Here is a 19,308-nt window from a genome sequence, read left to right on the forward strand (position 1 = left end):
GAATGGCTGGGATCATGGAAATGGAAGTCAACGAAGCAGGACAAGCCGCACCGGCTCACGCGCACGCCGCGCGTCACGCGCCGGTCGCACTGGGCGCCGCCGAGGCGCTCGCGAATACGAAACTGTTCCCGTACTGGCTCGACAACCCGGCCGCGCCGGCCGCCGAGCCGGAACTCGTCGGCGACGTGACGGCCGACCTGCTGGTCGTCGGCGGCGGCTTCACCGGGCTGTGGACGGCCGTGCAGGCGAAGGAACAGATGCCGCACCTGAAGGTGGTGCTGATCGAGGCCGGCAAGGTCGCGCACGGCGCGTCGGGCCGCGCGGGCGGGATCATCTCGACGTCGGTGATGCACGGGCTGCCGAACGCGGTGCGCGTGTTCCCGAACGACATCGCGCAGCTCGAGGCATTCGGCCACCACAACCTCGACGGCTTCGAGGACACGCTGAAGCGCTACGCCATCGACGCCGACATCGAGTGGAACGGCGAGATGACGGTCGCGGTGGACCCCGGGCACCTCGCGCACCTGAAGGGCGACTACGACCTGCATCGCGAATACGGGCACGACGTCGTGCTGCTGAACCGCGAGGAAACGCTCGAGCAACTGAACTCGCCGCTGTTCGCGGGCGCGCTGTGGTCGCGCAACCGCAGCGGCATCGTGCATCCGGCGAAGCTCGCGTGGGGGCTCAAGCGCGCGGCGCTGTCGCTCGGCGTGAAGCTGTACGAGCACACGCCGCTCACGACGGTGACCGACGAAGGCGGCACGGTGTACGTGACGACGCCGAAGGGCAGCGTGCGCGCGCCGCGTGTCGTGTTCGGTAGCGGCACCGCAAAGGTTGGCATTCCTGATATCAACCGCCGCGTGATGCAGGTGCGCGATCACGTGCTCGCGACCGAGCCGCTCACCGACGAACAGCTCGCGCGGATCGGCTGGAAGAATCGCCAGGGCGTGTACGACACGCGCACGCAGCTCAACTATTTCCGGCTGACGAAGAACAACAACATCATCTTCGGCGGGCTGGTCAGCTATCACTTCGACGGCGACCCGGAACCGCACCAGGACGGCCGGCGCGAAACCTACTACCGGCTCGCGGAGGCGTTCTACCGGACCTTCCCGCAACTCGCGGACGTGCGCTTCTCGCACGCGTGGGGCGGCCCGATCGACTACTGCTCGCGCGGCTCGGTGTTCGCGAAGCGCTATCTCGGCGGCAAGGCCGTGTTCGTCGCCGGCTACACGGGCTTCGGCGTCGCGGCGAGCCGGTTCGGCGCGTTCATGGGGCTGAACATCCTGTTCGACCGCGACAGCCCGGAGCGCAAGCTCGACATCGCGAACCAGAGCCCGGGCTACATCCCGCCCGAGCCGATGCGCTGGGTCGCCGCGAAGATCACGTTCCACGCGTTCGACGGCGCGGATGCCGAAGGCGGCTGGAAGCGCGCGTGGATCAACGGGCTCAAGGCGATGGGCTTCCCGATGTAAGCGGCGGTCGTTCACGAACGACGGGTATGGCGCGTGCCGTTGCCGATGACGGCGCGCGTCCGGTCAGGTTCATCGGCGCGGGCGGCCGGTGTCGTGCCGGCCCGGCAACGCGCGAGAAGCGCAGCGGCTTGAAGCATGTTTTCGAATACCACCGATCTCGATCTCCGGCTCATCCGGGTCTTCCTGGCCGTCGTCGACGCACGCGGCATCACGGCCGCCGAGGCATCGCTCGGCGTGCGTCAGTCGACCATCAGCACGCAGCTCTCCGCGCTGGAAGCGCGTGTCGGCTTCAAGCTGTGCGACCGCGGTCGCGGCGGCTTTCGGCTGACATCGAAGGGCGAACGCTTCGCGGCCACGGCGCGCACGCTGGTCGCGGCGACGTCGGAGTTCGTCGCGCGCGTGCGCGACATCGACCGCAAGCTGGTCGGCACGTTGTCGATCGGGCTGATCGGGCAGGCGCCGCTCGTCGAGAACGCGCGCGTCGCCGACGCGATCGGCACGTTCCGCAAGCGCGACCAGGCCGTCACGTTCTCGATGAAGGTCGCATCGCCGCAGGAACTCGAGGAGGGCCTCGTCAACAACCAGCTCGATTTCGCGATCGGGTATTTCTGGCATCGCGTGCCGGGGCTCGACTACACGCCGTTGTTTACCGAGGAACAGGTGATCTACTGCGGTCGCGGCCATCCGCTGTTCCATGTGTCGCGGCCGGTGTCGATGGACGACCTGCAGGCGCACGACTGGGTGTGGCGTACCTATCCGGTGCCGGAGGAACAGTGTCCGCTGCCGGAGCGGCGCGTGACCGCGAGCGCGGACAGCATCGAGGCCGCGACGATCCTGATCCTGTCGGGCGGCCATCTCGGCTACCTGCCCGCGCATTACGCGGAGCCGTTCGAGCAGCGTGGGCTCGTGAAGGCCGTCGGCCGTGCGACGTTCGGCTTCGATGTGCCGCTGCATCTCGCGATGAAGCGCAACGCGAGCGGCAAGCCGATCGTCGATGCGTTCCGCGAGGACTTGCTGCGCGCGTTCAACATCAAGGCGGCCGCGCTGGCTGCATAGCGCGTGCCGGTCGTGCGGCCGCGCCGCCCCGCGGGCGAGGAACAGCGGCTGGAATCGCGAAACGCGTGTCCCGGGCGGTCGGCGAACGCGCGGGATGTGAACGAGTATCGGGCGGCTCGCGTTACGCGCTTGCGCTGTCGTCGCGATATCCGCTCTTGCCGTCGAAGATTTCCTTCAGCGCGGCGCGCAGCGCGACGGGATCGTGTTCGCCGGGCGCAAGATGAATCACGTAATGCGTGTTGCCGTCGAGCCGCGCGGCGGTGCGCTCGTCGAGTTCGACATCGAGCGTGTCGCCCGTGAGACGCACCGACAGGTCGTTCACGTGCGCGGTGAGCTGGTCGAGCACCATCACCTCGATCGACGTTTCCTCCGGAAAGCGCAGCAGCGAGAAGCAATAGTTCTGCGCCGCGTCGTGGCAATAGATGTTCGCGAAGCTTTCGTCGTCGTCGACATCGGACGTGGCCGCGCCGACGGTAGCGTGTAGTTCCATGATGTTTCTCTCGGTAAGGGGTTATCGGGGCAGCGCGGCTTGCGCGTCGACCTCGCAACGCGCATCGCGCGCCTTCAGCCACAGCCCGAATTCGCGCATGACCTCGACGACGGGCCGCAGCCGGTCGCCGTCCGCGGTCAGATCGTACTCGACGCGCACCGGCACTTCCGGATACACGGTGCGCCGCACGAAGCCGGCGTCCTCGAGCGCGCGCAGATCGAGCGTCAGCATCCGCTGCGAGATGCCCGGCATGTCGCGGCGCAGGTCGCTGAAGCGCTTCGGCCCGTCGAGCAGATACGACACGAGCAGCAGCCGCCAGCGGCCGCCGAGCATGCGCATCGCTTCTTCCACGGAACATCCTGTCGCACTCGTCTTCATGCCGCTGACCCTGTCGGTAACTTTTTTGTGACTACGGCACAAACGACTGCCTTCTTCTCAGTGCTGCGCCGATGCGAGATATTAGCGCCCGCGTCGCGGCGAATCGATAGTCGAACCACCCAATCAAGGAAACGCATGAAGCTTTATCACGCTCCCGGCAGCTGTTCGCAGGCCATCTGCATCGTGCTGCGCGAAAGCGGCATCGACGCGCAGGTCATCAAGGTCGACGCGCGCAAACACGTCATTGAAGACGGGCGCAATTACTACGATGTGAGCGAACTCGGCTACGTGCCGCTGCTCGAACTCGACGACGGCACGATGCTGCGCGAAGGACCGGTGATCGCGCAGTATCTCGCGGACCGGCGCCCCGAAGCGCGGCTCGCGCCCGCGTACGGCACGCTCGCCCGCTACCGGCTGATGGAATGGCTGAACTTCCTCGGCACCGAGATCCACAAGGGCTTCATCCCGCTGCTTTACGCGGTGCAGGCGGGGCAATACGTCGACCCGGTGCGGCAGAAGCTCGACAGCCGCTTTGCGTGGATCGACCGGCAGCTCGACGGCAACACGTATGTGACGGGCGACACGTTCACCGTCGCCGATGCGTACCTGTTCGCGCTGACGGGCTGGGGCAGGGCCGACTGGATGCGCTCGGTGTACAACGCGGACATCGACCTGAGCCGCCATGCGAACCTGCGCGCGTGGTACGAGCGGGTGCGGGCGCGGCCGGCCGTACAGCAGGTGCTCGCCGCGGACGGGCTGGCACGCTAGCGCGTTTTGGGGGGGGCGCCGGACACCGTAAGAAGCCGCACACGTCGCCGCGCCATACCGCAAACCGCCGCGCTATAATCGCCGCCATGAAACTGCTTCGGACCTTCATCCTGCTGCTGCTTTGCGCGGTGCTGCCCATCAGCGGGCTGGCAGCCAGCGGTTTGACCGGTGAATGTCCGATGCAGCACACGATGTCGATGGACGCGAACGCGGGCATGAGCATGTCCGCCGACATGAGCGGCTGCGATTCGATGAAAGCGTCGCCCACCGACACCACGAAGGCCAAAGCGAAGGGCATGGCCTGCAAGGTGACGGCCCAATGCCAGTTCGGCAGTCTCTATCACCCGGCCGCCCGCGCCGACGTGAGCCGTCCCGCTGCATTCGCCAGCACGATCGTCTTCCACTACGCGCAGTCCGTCCCGATCCGCGACCCGAACGGGTTGTGGCGCCCGCCCCGCATCAGCTGATCCCGATTTGACCGGTTCACCGCCGAGGCGGTGAGGTTCGTCCCGTGTTCGGGACGTGGAATCCATTCGGGTTCCGACTTGGGGTTACACCATGTCATTCGATTTCTGCACGCCGCGCATGCGGCGTGCGTGCCGGCGCGCGCCCGTGCTTTGGGCGGCGCTGCTGGCGGCGGGCGCCCATGCGCAGCAGTCGCCCGTCACGCTGGACGCCGCGCTGCAGGCCGCCACCGAACGTTCCGCGTCGATGCAGGCCGCGCAGGCTTCGGTGCGCGCGAGTTCGGAAGCGGCAGTCAGGGCCGGCCAGCTGCCGGACCCGATGCTCAAGGCCGGCATCGACAACCTGCCGGTCAACGGCGGGCAGCGCTTCACCGTCGGCCAGGACTTCATGACGATGCGCCGCATCGGCATCGAGCAGGAATGGGTGTCCGGCGACAAGCGGCGGCTGCGCGCGGCGCTGGCCGACGAGCGAGTCGGCCGCGAACGCGCGGACTATCTCGTGCAGCTGGCTACGGTGCGCCAGCGGACCGCGGCGGCCTGGCTCGACGCCATCTACGCGAAGCAGGCGCTCGCGCTTCGCCAGGCGCTGCTCGATCACATGCGGCATGAGCTCGACGCGACGCAGGCGTCGTATCGCGGCGCGAAGGCGAGCGCAGGCGAGGTCGTCCAGGCTCGCGCGATGCTGGCGCAAACGCAGGATCAGGTGCTCGACGCGCGGCAGGCCTATCGCACCGCACTCATCGTGCTCGGCCGCTGGACGGCTGCGCCCGTCACGGACGTGACGGGCACGCCGCCCGCGCCCGAATCCTTCGTGGCGTCGTTGTCGCCGGACGAACTGCGCGTGTCGCAACCGGCGCTCGCCGCCGCCGCGGACGACATTGCGGTCGCCGAGGCCGACGCCGCGGTGGCCGACAGCGAGCGCAGCCCGAACTGGACGTGGGAGATCGCGTACCAGCAGCGCGGCGGCGCGTATTCGAACATGGTGTCCGTCGGTGTCACGATCCCGTTGCCGCTCGATCGCAGGAACCGGCAGAACCGCGACGTCGCCGAAAAGGCCGCGCTCGCGACGAAGGCGCGCCTGATGTACGAGGACACGCTGCGTCAGGTGCAAGCCGATATCCGTATGCAGTCCGAAACGCTGGCAAGCGGCCGAGAACGCCTCGCGACCCTGCGCGAATCGCTGTTGCCCGCCGCCGGGCAGCGCGTGCAGCTCGCCACGGCCGCCTACCGGGCCGGCACCGGTTCGCTCGCCGACACGTTCGCCGCCCGGCGCGCGCAGCTGGACGCGCAGTTGCAGGTGCTCGAGCTCGGACGCGACGTGTCGCGGACCTGGGCGCAGCTCGAATATCAGGTCGTGCCGTCGACGATGGCCGCCGCGCAGTGAAGGAGAACCTCATGACGAAGCAATCACTGGCGCGTGCGGTGCTGCTGGCATGCGCGGGCGCGGCGCTGCTCGGCGCCGGTTATGTCGCGGGCATGCGCCATGCATCGGGCGGCGCGGCAACGGCTGCCGTCGCGGCGGCAGGCACGCCCGATTCGCAGGCAGGACGCAAGGTGCTGTATTGGCACGACCCGATGGTGCCGAACCAGCACTTCGACAAACCGGGGAAATCGCCGTTCATGGACATGCAACTGCAGCCCGTCTATGCGGACGAGGGCGGCGATGCACGGGGCGTCCGGATCGATCCGGGCCTGCAGCAGAACCTCGGCATCCGCTATGCGACCGTGCGCCGGCAGCAGACGGCGGACGGTTTCGATGCGGTGGGCACCACGCAATTCGACGAATCGCGCGCGGACGTCGTGCAGTCGCGCGTCACCGGCTACATCGACCGGCTTTACGCACGGGCGCCAATGCAGCGCATCGAAAAGGGCGCGCCGATCGCGTCGCTGTTCGTGCCGGAATGGCTCGCGCCGCAGGAGGAATATCTCGCGCTCAAGCGGGGCGGGATGGACGGCAGCCTGCTCGATGCGTCGCGCGCGCGGATGCGTGCGCTGTCGATGCCCGACGCGATGATCGCCGCGCTCGATCGCACCGGCCGCGCGCAGACGCACGTCGTGCTGAGCGCGCCGGAAACCGGCGTCGTCAGCGAACTGAACGTGCGGGACGGCGCGATGGTCGCGCCGGGACAGACGCTCGCGAAGATCGCCGGGCTGTCGACGCTCTGGCTCATCGTCGAGGTGCCGGAAGCGCTCGCGCTGAACGTGCAGCCGGGGATGGCGGTCGACGCGACGTTCGCGGGCGATCCGGCGCGGCACTTCACCGGCCGCATCCGCGAAGTGCTGCCCGGCATCAGCACGGGCAGCCGCACGCTGCAGGCGCGCGTGGAGATCGACAATGCGGCGCTCAGGCTCACGCCCGGCATGCTGATGCGCGTGCATGTCGCGGCGCGGAAGGCGGTGTCGCGCCTGCTGGTGCCGTCCGAAGCGGTGATCGCGACCGGCAAGCGCACGATCGTCATCGTGAAGACGGGCGACGGCCGGCTCCGGCCGGTATCTGTGAAGTTGGGCAACGACGTCGGCGGCGACACGGAAGTGCTCGACGGGTTGAGCGAAAGCGATACGGTCGTCGCATCGGGGCAGTTCCTGATCGATTCGGAAGCGAGCCTGAAAAGCGTGCTGCCGCGGCTGGAAGGCGCGGCGGGCGCGAGCGCGGCGCAAGCGCCGGCCGCCGCGGCCGCGCCGGTGTACGAAACCACCGGCAAGGTCGAGCAAGTCACCGACGACGACATCACGTTCTCGCATCAGCCGGTGCCGGCACTCGGCTGGGGCGCGATGACGATGGCGTTCGGCAAGCCGTCGGCACACGCGTTCCCGGACGTGAAGGCTGGCCAGACGGTGCGTTTCGCGTTCGTGCAGCGCGACGACGGCTACCGGCTGACGAAGGTCGAGCCGCAGGGAGGCACGCGATGATCGCGCACGTGATTCGCTGGTCCGTCCGCAACCGCTTCCTGGTGCTGCTCGCCACCGTGCTGATCGCGGCGTGGGGCGTGCATGCGCTGCGGCAGACGCCGCTCGATGCGCTGCCCGACCTGTCGGACACGCAGGTGATCGTCAAGGCGTCGTATCCGGGCAAGGCGCCGCAGGTCGTCGAGGACCAGGTCACCTATCCGCTGACGACGACGCTGCTCGGCGTGCCGGGCGCGAAGACCGTGCGCGCGTACTCGTCGTTCGGCGACGCGTTCGTCTACGTGCTGTTCGACGACCACACCGACCCGTACTGGGCGCGTTCGCGCGTGCTCGAATACCTGAGCCAGGTGCAGAGCCGCCTGCCCGCGGGCGCGACCGTGTCGCTCGGGCCGGATGCGACCGGGGTCGGCTGGGTGTACGAGTACGCGCTCGTCGATCGCACCGGCCGTCACGACCTCGGGCAACTGCGTGCGCTCAACGACTGGTTCCTGAAGTTCGAGCTGAAGGCCGTGCCGGACGTCTCGGAAGTGGCGAGCGTCGGCGGGATGGTGCGCCAGTACCAGGTCGTGCTCGATCCGGACAAGCTGCGCGCGTACGGCATCACGCAGGCGGTGGTCGCGGACGCGCTCGGCAAGGCCAACCAGGCATCGGGCGGCGCGGTCGTCGAGCTGGCCGAGTCGGAGTACATGGTGCGTTCGTCCGGCTACCTGCGCACGCTCGACGACTTCCGGCACGTGGTGCTGCGCACCGACGACGCGGGTACGCCGGTGCTGCTCGGCGACGTCGCGCGCATCCAGGTCGGCCCGGCGATGCGGCGCGGGATCGCGGAGCTGGACGGGCAGGGCGAGGTGGCGGGCGGCGTCGTCGTGATGCGCTCGGGCAAGAACGCGCTGACGACGATCGACGCGGTGAAGGCGAAGCTCGCCGACCTGAAGCGATCGCTGCCGCCCGGCGTGGATATCGTCACGACCTACGACCGCTCGCAATTGATCGAGCGCGCGGTGGACAACCTCCGCGACAAGCTGATCGAGGAGTTCGTGATCGTCGGGATCGTCTGCGCGGTGTTCCTGTTCCACCTGCGCAGCGCGTTCGTCGCGATCCTGTCGCTGCCGCTCGGCGTGCTGGCCGCGTTCATCGTGATGCGCTACCAGGGCGTGAACGCGAACCTGATGTCGCTGGGCGGCATCGCGATCGCGATCGGCGCGATGATCGATGCGGCGATCGTGATGATCGAGAACGCGCACAAGCATCTGGAGGCATACGGCCACGCGCATCCCGGCGAGCCGATCACGACGGCGCGGCGCTGGGAACTCGTCGCGACGTCGGCCGCGGAGGTCGGGCCGGCGCTGTTCTTCTCGCTGCTGATCATCACGCTGTCGTTCGTGCCGGTGTTTTCGCTCGAAGGGCAGGAAGGCAAGCTGTTCGCGCCGCTCGCGTTCACGAAGACCTACACGATCGCCGCCGCGGCCGCGCTGTCGGTGACGCTGGTGCCGGTGCTGATGGGGTATCTCGTGCGCGGCCGCATTCCGCCCGAGCACGCGAACCCGATCAACCGAGTGCTGACCCGCGTGTACCGGCCGCTGCTCGAAGCGACGCTGCAGCGCCCGTGGCGCGCGATCGGCGTCGCGATCGCCGCGCTGTTGCTGACCGTCGTGCCGTTGTCGCGTCTCGGCGGCGAGTTCATGCCGCCGCTCGACGAAGGCGATCTGCTGTACATGCCGACCGCGCTGCCGGGCATCTCGGCCGACAAGGCGAGCGAACTGCTGCAGCAGACCGACCGGCTGATCAAGACCGTGCCCGAGGTCGACACGGTGTTCGGCAAGTCGGGGCGCGCGGATACGGCGACCGATCCCGCGCCGCTCGAGATGTTCGAAACGACGATCCGCTTCAAGCCGCGCAGCGCATGGCGGCCGGGGATGACGCCGGAGAAGCTCGTCGACGAACTCGATCGCACGGTGAAGGTGCCGGGCCTGTCGAACGTGTGGGTGCCGCCGATCCGCAACCGGCTCGACATGCTCTCCACCGGCATCAAGACGCCGGTCGGCGTGAAGATTTCCGGGCCGGACCTGACGGGGATAGACGCGATCGCGACGCAGGTCGAGGCGGCGGTGAAACGTGTACCGGGCGTCACGTCCGCGCTCGCGGAACGGCTGAACGGCGGCCGCTACCTCGACGTCGACGTCGACCGGCTCGCGGCCGCGCGCTACGGGCTGTCGGTGGCCGACATCCAGTCGGTGGTGTCGTCGGCGATCGGCGGCGAGGATGTCGGCGAAGTGATCGCGGGGCGCGAGCGGTTCCCGATCAACCTGCGCTATCCGCGCGAGCTCCGCGATTCGCTCGAGAACCTGCGGCAACTGCCGGTCGTCACCGCGCGCGGCGCGCAGATCCGCCTCGGCGACGTCGCGCGCATCGCGATCGCCGACGGGCCGCCGATGATCCGCAGCGAGAACGCGCGGCTGTCCGGCTATGTGTACGTCGATATCCGCGGCACCGATCTGAGTACGGCAGTCCGTGCGATGCGGCAGGTCGTCGCGCAACAGGTCGCATTGCCGCCCGGCTATTCGATCGCGTGGTCGGGACAGTTCGAGTATCTCGAACGCGCGGCGGCGACGCTGCGCACCGTGGTGCCGGTGACGCTCGTCGTGATCTTCGTGCTGCTGTTCGTCACGTTCGGCTCCGCGGCCGATGCGCTGCTGCTGATGTCTACGGTGCCGTTCGCGCTGATCGGCGGCTTCTGGCTCGTCTGGGCGTTGGGCCACGCGGTGTCGGTCGCGACGTCGGTGGGCTTCATCGCGCTGGCGGGCGTGGCCGCCGAGTTCGGCGTCGTGATGCTGCTGTACCTGAAGGGCGCGCTGCAGCGCCGCCTCGACGCCGGCGCGCCGCTGACCGATGCCGTGCTGCTCGACGCGATTCGCGAAGGCGCGGTGCTGCGCGTCCGGCCGAAAGCGATGACGGTCGCCGTCGTGCTGGCCGGCCTCGTGCCGATCATGGTCGGACACGGCGCCGGCTCCGAAGTGATGCAGCGCATCGCCGCGCCGATGGTCGGCGGCATGATCACCGCGCCGCTGCTGTCGATGTTCGTCATTCCCGCCGCGTGGCTTCTGCTGCAGCGCCGTCGTGCGCGAGGCGCGAGCCGTCAGCGGCAATCCGATGCAGTTCCTCACGGCATGAACGTGCCGTCCACCCCCACTGGAGAGTCTCGATGAAGATGAATCAATTGATCGCTACCGCCACTGCCGTTTTCGCGACCGGCGTGTTCGCCGTTCCCGCGCTGGCCGCGGGCGACATGCCGGGCATGGACATGTCCGGCATGAAGATGTCGTCGGGCGGCGCGGCCGAGTCGCATGCCGCGCTGACCGATGCCGAAGTGAAGAAGGTCGATGCCGCGAGCGGCAAGATCACGCTGAAGCATGGCGCGCTGGAGAACGTCGGGATGCCGCCGATGACGATGGCGTTCAAGGCGAAGGACGCGGCCATGCTCGCCGAGGTCCATGCGGGTGACAAGGTGAAGGTCCGCGTCGAGAACGTCAACGGCACGCTGACGATCGTCAGGCTCGTGAAGGCGTCGTAAGCGCGGGGAAGCAGGCGGGATGGCCGCCCGCCGCGAGCGTCGTCAAGCGCAGTGCGGTGACGACGGTCGCGTTCGGGGGCGTACGCCTGTCGGGCGACGCGCCCGATCCGCGTCTTCAGCGCATTCAGTTCCTTCAGCACCTTCAGCGCCTTCAGCGCCTTCAGCGCGTCAGCGTCACGAACAGATAGCCGACATATCCGGCCCCGTTCGCCAGCAGCGCCCAGATCGCGAGCCCGCGCGCACGCGCATTGACACGCAGCCACACCGCCGCCGCGAGCGTGATGACCACGCCGGTCAGCACTTCGGGGCGCGGCTCCCACGGCGTCAGCATGATGCCGATCGCCGGCAGCAGCGTGCCCTGGAACACCATCGCGCCGGTGATGTTGCCGAACGCGAGCGTGTCCTTCTTGCGGCGGATCCACAGCACGCTGTTGACCTTTTCCGGCAACTCGGTCGCGATCGGCACGATGATCAGCGACAGCAGCAGCGCGGAAATACCGAGCAGGTGCGACACGCCTTCGACGCCGTGGATGAAGCCCTTCGCCCCGCCGACGAGCAGCGCGACGCCGAGCGCGAGCTGCAGCGCGATGGTCGCGAGGTTGGTCGGCAGCCCGACGCGCGACAGGAACATCGCGTGCGGCGCCTCGGTGCCGTGCCCGGCATCGACGAGCTGCGTCGACGCGCGAAACGTCATCGCGACGTACATCACGTAGACGCCGACCAGCATCGCGGCGAGCAGCGCGCGGACCGCCCACACGTGATGCGGGACGAACATCGCGACGGTGGCGAGCGCGAATGCGGCGATGAAGTAGTTCAGGTCGCGCACGAAGCCGGTCCGCTCGGGCGCGATCGTGCCGGTCAGTCCGCGCGAGCGGATCACGGCGAGCGTCATCAGGAAGGTCGTCAGCGTCGCGAGCATCAGCGGCGCGCCCAGAATCGCGCCGACGCCGATCTCCTCGTTGACCGCCGCGTTCGACGTGCCGCCCGCGAGCGCGAGCAGCGGCACCATCGTTTCGGGCAGCGCGGTGCCGACGGCGGCGAACAGCGAACCGGTCACGCCTTCGGAAATCTTCAGCCGTTCGCCGAGATGTTCGAGCGCATTCGTGAAGAGTTCGGCCGCGACCAGGATGACGATCAGCATGAACGCCAGTTCGACGAGCATCAGGGTCATGCGGCACCTCCGCAGGCAGGCAGGCGGGCAGTGACGAAATGCGAGAGGGAAGCCAGGAGGAACATGGGGACTCCGTGGTCGGACGTGGACGAACCATGACGCATCTGCCGACGTCCGACCAGGAACGACGCGATGCGTCGATGGTCTCGCCAGACCGATACGGCCGAATACGCCACGGCCGCAGGCCGAGTGTGTTGACGCATTCGCTTTCCGGGGATGGAAAGCAGGCTACTCCCCAAAGACGAAGGGCAGTCTAGCCGAGCCGGCCGCTTTCGGCAAGCGTGTGCGGTCATGCCGCTTCATTCGGGATGGTAAGCCGCCTTCCGACGGACGCACATGCCATTCCAGGAAGCAATCGGTGTGCGCGCGCGGCGGCGTCACGCGCGTGTCACGCAGCGCCGGCCGGGAAATACAGCGCGAACGTCGTGCGTCCGCCCTGGCTCACGACCTCGACCTTGCCGCGGTGCAGTTCGACGATCGACTTGACGATCGCGAGCCCGAGCCCCGCGTTGCGCGCCGCGCCGTGCCGCGACGAATCGATCCGGTAGAAGCGCTCGAAGATCCGCTCGATCTGTTCGGGCGGAATCGCCACGCCGCGGTTCGTGACTTCGACGACCGCGAAGCCGGGCCGGGTCGAGACGGCCAGCTCGATCGTCGACCCGGCTTCCGCGTGTTCGAGCGCGTTCGACGCGAGGTTGCTGACGGCGCGGCGGAACAGCGTCGCGTCCGCGACGACCGGCGCTTCGCCGCGCACGTCGAGCCGCACGCCGGCCTCGTCGGCCAGCGCCTGGAAATACGACGCGAGCCGGCGCAGTTCGTTGCCGGCGTCGAGTTCGGCGGTCTTCAGGTGCTGCCGCGCGTTGTCCGTGCGCGCGAGAAACAGCATGTTCTCGATCATCCGCTGCAACCGTTCGCATTCCTCGATGTTCGAATCGATCAGCGCTTCGTATTCCTCGGTGGTGCGGGCGCGCGACAGCGTGACCTGCGACGCGCTGATCACGTTCGCGAGCGGCGTGCGCATGTCGTGCGCGAGGTCGGACGAGAACTGCGACAGCCGCACGAACGCGCGCTCGAGCCGGTCGAGCATCCGGTTGACCGAGGTGGCGAGTTCGCGCAACTCGACCGGGCCGCCGCGCGCGTCGAGACGCGCGTTGAGGTTGTGCGCCTCGATGCGCGACGTCTGCCGGCCGAGGCTCTCGACCGGACGCAGGCCGCGGGACGCGACCGCGTAGCCGAGCGCGCCGACCAGCAGCGCGCCGAGCGCGGCCGCGAGCCAGATGTCGACGCGATAGCTTTCGAGCAGCGACTGGCGATCGGCAGCCGTGCGCGCCACCGCGACCTGGACGGTTTCGCCCGACGGCAACGTGGCGCGTGCACGCACGCAGCGCGACGGGCCGATGCCGGGCGGCGCGCAGGTGAACGGGCTGGCGGCCGCGCGCGAGGCACCGGCCGGCTGCGGCCGCGCGATCACCGATGCGAGGGTGTGGCCGGCTGCGTCGGTGTGTTCGACGAGCGGGCGGTTCGCGCCGTCGTAGATGCCGAGATAGACGCCCGGATGCGACAGCAGCACTTCATGGAAGACGGCCGGGTCGGCGCGCAGGGCGGCGGTCGAGCCGCTGGCCCGCGCGAGCTGCAGGAACTGGTCGAGCTTGCCGGCGATTTCGATGTCGTCGCGCCGGGTCAATTCGGCGGACAGCGAGCGGTACAGGTACGCGCCGGTCAGCGCGAACACGAGCGCGGCCACGGCCGCGAACGCGAGCGTCAGGCGCCGAAGCAGCGAATACGGGGCGGGGCCGCCGGTCACGCGCGATCCTCGAGCACGTAGCCCATCCCGCGGATCGTGTGGATCAGCTTCTTCTCGTATGCGTTGTCGATTTTTGCGCGCAGGCGCTTGATCGCCGCATCGACGACGTTCGTGTCGCTGTCGAAATTCATGTCCCAGATCTGCGATGTGATGAAGGTGCGCGTCAGCACTTCGCCCTCGCGTTCCGCGAGCAGCTGCAGCAGCGCGAATTCCTGCGCGGTCAGGTCGATGCGGGTGTCGGCGCGCCGCACGCGGCGCTTGATCAGGTCGACTTCCAGATCGGCGACCTGCAGGATCTCGCGCGCATTGCGCGGCGCACGGCGCAGCAGCGAGCGGATGCGGGCGAGGAACTCCGCATACGCGAACGGCTTGAGCAGGTAATCGTCGGCGCCCAGTTCGAGCCCCGTGACCTTGTCCTCGATCGCCTCCCGGGCCGTCAGCAGCAGCACCGGCGTCTGCTTCTGCGCGCGCAGGCGCCGGAGCACCTCGAAGCCGTCCAGTTCCGGCAGCATCACGTCGAGCACGACGAGATCGAAATCCTCGTGCAGCGCGAGGAACAGCCCGTCCTGGCCGTTCTCGGCCACGTCGACCGTGTAGCTCGCCTCCGTCAGCCCCTTGCGGAGGTACGACGCCATCTTGGGTTCGTCTTCGACTATCAGTATCCGCATGGTGGTGCAGGCCGTGGGTGATTCCGGCCGGTCAGTGTAACGCGTGAGCTTACGGCGCCGCGCGTGCGCGAAAGATGACAGGCGGATGACGGAATTGTCATCCGGCGCGCGTGCGATGCCGTGCCGCCCTTCATGAAAATCCGGTCATGTTTCGGCCATGTCGTCGTCACGCCGGCGGCGATAAGCTGCGGCCGTCTTGTGTCCGGAGCGCGCCGTCGCGGTGCCGCTCCCGTTCATCCGGTCATTGTCTGCCTGATTCCGCATCCATGTCGTACTGGCGCAAATTCATCCTCGTCGTGCTGCTGGCGCTGTGCGTGCCGCTCCAGTCGTTCGCGACCGGGTCGATGCAGTGCGCGGGCACGGTCGCTGCGGTGCCGCATGCGGAGCATGGGGCGAGCGCCGCTGCGCCCGCTGCGTCGCCTGCAATGCAGCGCATGCACGGCGAACCGCATGAGCACGACAACCACTCGCGGCATGCGACGCCTTGTTCCGCCTGCGGATCCTGCTGTTTCGGCACGGGCATGGCGGCGGTGCCTGCGGTGCCCGTTACGTCGGACATCGGTACCGCGATCGTCTCTTTCGCGCCTTCGACCGTCGTCGTGTCGTTCCTGACCGGCGGCATCGACAGGCCGCCGCGCCGGATTTCCGTCTAGTCCCTGCCCGCGGCCACCGGCCGCGATCCACACACGGTGCCGGCGAACGCACGACGTCCGCCGCACGACTCACGACTCACGACGAGAAACATCCATGCGATTGATCATTGCGGCGCTGCTTGGCGCGGCGAGCCTCGTGCCGTCGCTCGCGCCCGCGCAAACCGCCTTTCCCGATCCGGCCGATGCGGCCGCGTCGGTGCCGGACGTCACGACGACGTCCGCGTTCGACGGCTACGTGCCGTATCGCGACGACGCCGGCCCCGGCTGGAAGCAACTGAACCGGGACGTGATGGAGCGGCCCGTGAAGGCACCCACGAAGGGAGCCGCGACCGGACACGCGAAGCCCGGAAACCCGGCGGGCGGCGCAGCCCATTCGACGCACGGAGGGGCCGGGCAATGACGCGATTTGCGATTTCACCGCGATTCGGCGCGACCATGCTCGCGCTGGCATTTCTCGCCGGCTGCACGACGTTTTCGAAGGACGGCGGCTTCGACGCCGTGTCGTCCGCCGCATCCGAGCGCATCGGGAAAGACGCCGTCATCGTCAGGACCGATGCCGACCGCGAAGCCGTCGACAAGCAGACGAAGGAATTGCTCGCGAAACCGCTGTCGATGGACGACGCGGTGCAGCTTGCACTGCTGAACAACCGGGGCCTGCAGGCGTCGTACGCGGAACTCGGGCTGTCGGAGGCCGATCTCGTGCAGGCTGGCCGGTTGCCGAATCCGCGCTTCTCGTTCAGCCGCACGCGGGCCGGCGACGGCGAACTGAGTCTCGGCCGCACGTTCTCGGCCAACGTGTTCGCGCTGCTGACGCTGCCGCTCGCGACGAATATCGAACGCCGCCGCTTCGAGCAGACCAGGCTCGAAACCGCCGACACGATGCTGAAGGTCGCGGCCGACGCGCGCCGTGCGTATGTCGAAGCCGTCGCCGCCGAACAGGCCGCGAACTATGCGCAACAGGTGCGCGACGCCGCGAGCGCGGCCGCCGAACTCGCGCTGCGCATGCGGCAGGCCGGCAATTCCAGCCGGCTCGACTACGCACGCGAACAGGCGTTCCATGCGGACGCGGTCGCGCAGCAGGCGAAGGCGCAGCAGCAGGCCGTGGCCGCGCGCGAGAAGCTCACGCGCGCGATGGGGTTGTGGGGCGAGCGCACGCGGTACGCGCTGCCCGAGCGCTTGCCCGACCTGCCGAACGCACGCCCCGATCTGCCCGATCTCGAGCGCTATGCGATGCACAACCGCCTCGACATCCAGGCCGCGAAGCTGCGGACGCAGGGCGTCGCGTCGTCGCTCGGGCTCAGCAAGGCGACACGCTTCGTCAACGCGGTCGATCTCGGCTACGTGAACAACTACGAGACCGACAAGGGGCACGAGCACGGCTACGAGATCAGCGTGGAGATTCCGCTGTTCGACTGGGGCGGCGCGAAGGTCGCACGGGCCGAGGCCGTCTACATGCAGTCGGCGAACCGGCTCGCGCAGACGGCCATCGACGCGCGCTCGGAAGTGCGCGAATCGTATGCGGCATACACGACGCGCTACGACGTCGCGAAACATTATCGCGACGAAGTCGTGCCGCTGCGCAGGACGATCTCGGACGAGCTGCTGCTGCGTTACAACGGGATGCTCGCGAGCGTGTTCGAGCTGCTGGCCGATGCGCGCGAGCAGGTCGGCGCGGTGAATGGCTACATCGATGCACTGAAGGACTACTGGCTCGCTGAAACCGATCTGCAGGCGGCCGTCGGCGGCCGGCTGCCGACTGGGCAGACAACGCAGGCGCAGCCGACGCTGGCAACGCAGGCAACGCAGGCAACGCAGGCAACGCAGGCGACGCAGCCAGCACAGCCAGCACAGCCAGCACAGCCAGCACAGCCAGCACAGCCAGCACAGCCAGCACAGCCAGCACAGCCAGCACAGCCAGCACAGCCAGCACAGCCAGCACAGCCAGCACAGCCAGCACAGCCAACACAGCCAACACAGCCAACACAGCCAACACAGCCAACACAGCCAACACAGCCAACACAGCCAACACAGCCAACACAGCCAACACGGCCAACACAGCCAACACAGCCAACACAGCCAACGCCACGCGCGGACGCTCCCGCCGCATCCACGCCCGACGCTGCGTCGCGGCCGGCTTCTTCACCCGTGGCGCAACCGGCGCCCGCAACGCATCCGGAAGGTCATTGACATGGTGTCCCGTCGACAATTTCTCAGCGGCTCGGGTGCCGCGCTGCTCGGTGCGGCGATGGTCAGCAAGGCCGGCGCGGCGTCGCTGCCCGAAGCGCCCACGATGGCGAAGGCCGGCACGCAGCCGCCGCTCGTGCCGCCCAACGGCCGCCCGTACACGCCCGTCGCGACGCTGAACGGCTGGACGCTGCCGTGGCGCATGAAGAACGGCTGGAAGGAGTTCCACCTGACGGCCGAACCCGTCGTGCGCGAGATGGCGCCCGGGATGAACGCGAACCTGTGGGGCTACAACGGCCAGTCGCCGGGCCCGACGATCGAGGCCGTCGAAGGCGACAAGGTCCGCATCTTCGTGACGAACCGCTTGCCCGAGCACACGACGATCCACTGGCACGGGCTGCGGCTGCCCAACGGCATGGACGGCGTCGGCGGCCTTACGCAGCCGCATATCCCGCCCGGCAAGACCTTCGTCTACGAGTTCCAGCTGGAGGCGCACGGCACGTTCATGTATCACCCGCACGCCGACGAGATGGTGCAGATGGCGATGGGGATGATGGGCATGTTCATCGTGCATCCGAAGGATCGCGCGACGATGCCGGTCGATCGCGACTTCGTCTTTCTGCTCGCCGCGTACGACATCGATCCGGGCAGCTACACGCCGCGCGTGAACGAGATGACGGACTTCAACATGTGGACGTTCAACTCGCGCGTGTTCCCGGGCATCGACCCGCTGCCGGTGCGGGCGGGCGACCGCGTGCGGATTCGTTTCGGAAACCTGACGATGACGAACCATCCGATCCACCTGCACGGCTACAGCTTCGAGGTGGCCGGCACCGACGGCGGCTGGATTCCGCCGGCGGCGCGCTGGCCGGAGGTGACGGCCGACGTCGCGGTCGGCCAGATGCGCGCGATCGAGTTCACCGCCGATCGTCCGGGCGACTGGGCGTTCCATTGCCACAAGTCGCATCACACGATGAACGCGATGGGCCACCAGGTGCCGAACCTGATCGGCGTGCCGCAGAAGGATCTCGCGCAGAAGATCGGCAAGCTCGTGCCCGACTACATGGCGATGGGCAGCACCGGCGGCGCGATGGGCGGCATGGAAATGCCGCTGCCCGACAACACCCTGCCGATGATGACGGGCACCGGCCCGTTCGGGCCGCTGGAGATGGGCGGCATGTTCACGGTCTGCAAGGTGCGGCAGGGGCTCGGCCGCAACGACTATCGCGATCCGGGCTGGTTCCGGCATCCGAAGGGCACCGTCGCCTACGAATACACCGGCGAATTGCTGGACGGTTGAGCGGCAGGCGGCATGCGGCGGCGCGTGACGATGCGGCCGCCGGTTTTCGTTTCATTCACTCAGGAGCACGCACGATGAAGAAGGAACTGGTTTCGATTGCAACGGGTTGCATGCTGGCGTTTTCCGCCGCGTCGTACGCGGCTGGCGACATGGCCGGCATGGACATGAGCGGCGGCGCGATGCAGGGCGCCGCGAAGCACGAGATGTCGCACGGCGAGATCCGCAAGATCGATACGGGCACGGGCAAGCTGACGATCAAGCACGGTCCGCTGGACAACCTCGGGATGGACGCGATGACGATGGCGTTCAAAGTGAAGGACACGGCGATGCTGTCGCAGGTGAAGGTGGGCGACAAGGTCGACTTCGTCGCTGAGGACGTGAGCGGCGCGCTGACCGTCGTCGAGCTGAAGAAGCCGTGA

18 protein-coding genes and 1 riboswitch are annotated in these 19,308 nt (G+C 68.2%); of the genes, 13 read left to right on the forward strand and 5 right to left on the reverse strand.

All coding sequences use genetic code 11. The features are described 5' to 3' along the window. Positions 1-14 precede the first annotated feature (14 nt). Positions 15-1,475: an FAD-dependent oxidoreductase gene (locus tag U5A56_RS16375; RefSeq protein WP_321923395.1), complete on the forward strand. Its 1,461-nt coding sequence runs from the start codon at positions 15-17 to the stop codon at positions 1,473-1,475. Between the two features lie 135 nt (positions 1,476-1,610). Then, a complete protein-coding gene (locus U5A56_RS16380; RefSeq protein WP_044848305.1) occupies positions 1,611-2,531 on the forward strand; it encodes a LysR family transcriptional regulator in 921 nt (306 codons plus the stop codon). A gap of 121 nt (positions 2,532-2,652) precedes the next feature. Here the strand turns inward: U5A56_RS16380 and U5A56_RS16385 are convergent, their stop codons facing one another. Together U5A56_RS16385 and U5A56_RS16390 are read right to left on the reverse strand one after the other, a co-directional pair. After that, positions 2,653-3,021, reverse strand: coding sequence for a hypothetical protein (locus U5A56_RS16385; RefSeq protein WP_044848306.1), 369 nt, complete (start codon positions 3,019-3,021; stop codon positions 2,653-2,655). A gap of 21 nt (positions 3,022-3,042) precedes the next feature. Next, on the reverse strand, positions 3,043-3,399 hold the full coding sequence (locus U5A56_RS16390; RefSeq protein ID WP_044848307.1) for a winged helix-turn-helix transcriptional regulator: 357 nt from the start codon (positions 3,397-3,399) through the stop codon (positions 3,043-3,045). A 135-nt stretch (positions 3,400-3,534) separates the two neighbouring features. Here U5A56_RS16390 and gstA point away from each other — a divergent pair, with 135 nt between their 5' ends. The 6 genes from gstA to U5A56_RS16420 all read left to right on the forward strand — a co-directional run bounded on the left by gstA (position 3,535) and on the right by U5A56_RS16420 (position 11,109). Continuing rightward, the gene (gstA, locus tag U5A56_RS16395; RefSeq protein ID WP_321923398.1) at positions 3,535-4,167 is read left to right on the forward strand and encodes a glutathione transferase GstA; all 633 of its coding nucleotides are present in this window, start codon (positions 3,535-3,537) and stop codon (positions 4,165-4,167) included. Positions 4,168-4,253: 86 nt separating this feature from the next. Then, positions 4,254-4,634 carry a hypothetical protein gene (locus tag U5A56_RS16400; protein ID WP_321810654.1) on the forward strand — a complete coding sequence of 127 codons (381 nt, stop codon included), beginning with the start codon at positions 4,254-4,256 and terminating at the stop codon, positions 4,632-4,634. A 91-nt stretch (positions 4,635-4,725) separates the two neighbouring features. Then, positions 4,726-6,015: a TolC family protein gene (locus U5A56_RS16405; RefSeq protein WP_321923400.1), complete on the forward strand. Its 1,290-nt coding sequence runs from the start codon at positions 4,726-4,728 to the stop codon at positions 6,013-6,015. Positions 6,016-6,026: 11 nt separating this feature from the next. Beyond that, a complete protein-coding gene (locus U5A56_RS16410; RefSeq protein ID WP_321923402.1) occupies positions 6,027-7,541 on the forward strand; it encodes an efflux RND transporter periplasmic adaptor subunit in 1,515 nt (504 codons plus the stop codon). Next, positions 7,538-10,744: an efflux RND transporter permease subunit gene (locus U5A56_RS16415; protein ID WP_321923404.1), complete on the forward strand. Its 3,207-nt coding sequence runs from the start codon at positions 7,538-7,540 to the stop codon at positions 10,742-10,744. Before U5A56_RS16410 ends, U5A56_RS16415 begins: the two co-directional genes overlap by 4 nt. Then, on the forward strand, positions 10,741-11,109 hold the full coding sequence (locus U5A56_RS16420; protein WP_124487019.1) for a copper-binding protein: 369 nt from the start codon (positions 10,741-10,743) through the stop codon (positions 11,107-11,109). Before U5A56_RS16415 ends, U5A56_RS16420 begins: the two co-directional genes overlap by 4 nt. A gap of 160 nt (positions 11,110-11,269) precedes the next feature. Here the strand turns inward: U5A56_RS16420 and U5A56_RS16425 are convergent, their stop codons facing one another. The 3 genes from U5A56_RS16425 to U5A56_RS16435 all read right to left on the reverse strand — a co-directional run bounded on the left by U5A56_RS16425 (position 11,270) and on the right by U5A56_RS16435 (position 14,752). Then, positions 11,270-12,280, reverse strand: coding sequence for a sodium:calcium antiporter (locus U5A56_RS16425; protein ID WP_321923406.1), 1,011 nt, complete (start codon positions 12,278-12,280; stop codon positions 11,270-11,272). A gap of 73 nt (positions 12,281-12,353) precedes the next feature. Further along, positions 12,354-12,529, reverse strand: a riboswitch (yybP-ykoY riboswitch). A gap of 139 nt (positions 12,530-12,668) precedes the next feature. Further along, on the reverse strand, positions 12,669-14,084 hold the full coding sequence (locus U5A56_RS16430; RefSeq protein ID WP_321923408.1) for a heavy metal sensor histidine kinase: 1,416 nt from the start codon (positions 14,082-14,084) through the stop codon (positions 12,669-12,671). Next, complete coding sequence (locus tag U5A56_RS16435; protein WP_044848315.1) at positions 14,081-14,752, reverse strand: heavy metal response regulator transcription factor; 672 nt, start codon at positions 14,750-14,752, stop codon at positions 14,081-14,083. Before U5A56_RS16435 ends, U5A56_RS16430 begins: the two co-directional genes overlap by 4 nt. A 266-nt stretch (positions 14,753-15,018) precedes the next feature. Here U5A56_RS16435 and U5A56_RS16440 point away from each other — a divergent pair, with 266 nt between their 5' ends. The 5 genes from U5A56_RS16440 (at position 15,019) to U5A56_RS16460 (ending at position 19,308) form a co-directional block, all read left to right on the forward strand. Next, positions 15,019-15,405 (forward strand): hypothetical protein, encoded by a 387-nt coding sequence (locus U5A56_RS16440; RefSeq protein WP_321796290.1) that lies wholly within the window; start codon positions 15,019-15,021, stop codon positions 15,403-15,405. 94 nt (positions 15,406-15,499) lie between these two features. After that, positions 15,500-15,805 (forward strand): hypothetical protein, encoded by a 306-nt coding sequence (locus U5A56_RS16445; protein ID WP_321923410.1) that lies wholly within the window; start codon positions 15,500-15,502, stop codon positions 15,803-15,805. Continuing rightward, the gene (locus U5A56_RS16450) at positions 15,802-17,592 is read left to right on the forward strand and encodes a TolC family protein (RefSeq protein ID WP_321923412.1); all 1,791 of its coding nucleotides are present in this window, start codon (positions 15,802-15,804) and stop codon (positions 17,590-17,592) included. Before U5A56_RS16445 ends, U5A56_RS16450 begins: the two co-directional genes overlap by 4 nt. A gap of 1 nt (position 17,593) precedes the next feature. Continuing rightward, complete coding sequence (locus U5A56_RS16455) at positions 17,594-18,889, forward strand: copper oxidase (protein WP_321923414.1); 1,296 nt, start codon at positions 17,594-17,596, stop codon at positions 18,887-18,889. A gap of 74 nt (positions 18,890-18,963) precedes the next feature. Beyond that, positions 18,964-19,308, forward strand: coding sequence for a copper-binding protein (locus tag U5A56_RS16460; RefSeq protein WP_321802804.1), 345 nt, complete (start codon positions 18,964-18,966; stop codon positions 19,306-19,308).

Origin of the sequence: Burkholderia sp. BCC1998 (genome assembly GCF_905339875.1) — a bacterium.
Taxonomy (GTDB): Bacteria; Pseudomonadota; Gammaproteobacteria; order Burkholderiales; family Burkholderiaceae; genus Burkholderia.

Coding starts and splice junctions, on each gene's coding strand:
- U5A56_RS16385 (WP_044848306.1), bottom strand. CDS start 3,021: ATGGAACTACACGCTACCGTCGGCGCGGCCACGTCCGATGTCGACGAC.
- U5A56_RS16390 (WP_044848307.1), bottom strand. CDS start 3,399: ATGAAGACGAGTGCGACAGGATGTTCCGTGGAAGAAGCGATGCGCATG.
- U5A56_RS16400 (WP_321810654.1), top strand. CDS start 4,254: ATGAAACTGCTTCGGACCTTCATCCTGCTGCTGCTTTGCGCGGTGCTG.
- U5A56_RS16455 (WP_321923414.1), top strand. CDS start 17,594: ATGGTGTCCCGTCGACAATTTCTCAGCGGCTCGGGTGCCGCGCTGCTC.
- U5A56_RS16420 (WP_124487019.1), top strand. CDS start 10,741: ATGAAGATGAATCAATTGATCGCTACCGCCACTGCCGTTTTCGCGACC.
- U5A56_RS16460 (WP_321802804.1), top strand. CDS start 18,964: ATGAAGAAGGAACTGGTTTCGATTGCAACGGGTTGCATGCTGGCGTTT.
- U5A56_RS16380 (WP_044848305.1), top strand. CDS start 1,611: ATGTTTTCGAATACCACCGATCTCGATCTCCGGCTCATCCGGGTCTTC.
- U5A56_RS16440 (WP_321796290.1), top strand. CDS start 15,019: ATGTCGTACTGGCGCAAATTCATCCTCGTCGTGCTGCTGGCGCTGTGC.
- U5A56_RS16450 (WP_321923412.1), top strand. CDS start 15,802: ATGACGCGATTTGCGATTTCACCGCGATTCGGCGCGACCATGCTCGCG.
- U5A56_RS16435 (WP_044848315.1), bottom strand. CDS start 14,752: ATGCGGATACTGATAGTCGAAGACGAACCCAAGATGGCGTCGTACCTC.
- gstA (WP_321923398.1), top strand. CDS start 3,535: ATGAAGCTTTATCACGCTCCCGGCAGCTGTTCGCAGGCCATCTGCATC.
- U5A56_RS16415 (WP_321923404.1), top strand. CDS start 7,538: ATGATCGCGCACGTGATTCGCTGGTCCGTCCGCAACCGCTTCCTGGTG.
- U5A56_RS16410 (WP_321923402.1), top strand. CDS start 6,027: ATGACGAAGCAATCACTGGCGCGTGCGGTGCTGCTGGCATGCGCGGGC.
- U5A56_RS16445 (WP_321923410.1), top strand. CDS start 15,500: ATGCGATTGATCATTGCGGCGCTGCTTGGCGCGGCGAGCCTCGTGCCG.
- U5A56_RS16375 (WP_321923395.1), top strand. CDS start 15: ATGGAAATGGAAGTCAACGAAGCAGGACAAGCCGCACCGGCTCACGCG.
- U5A56_RS16405 (WP_321923400.1), top strand. CDS start 4,726: ATGTCATTCGATTTCTGCACGCCGCGCATGCGGCGTGCGTGCCGGCGC.
- U5A56_RS16425 (WP_321923406.1), bottom strand. CDS start 12,280: ATGACCCTGATGCTCGTCGAACTGGCGTTCATGCTGATCGTCATCCTG.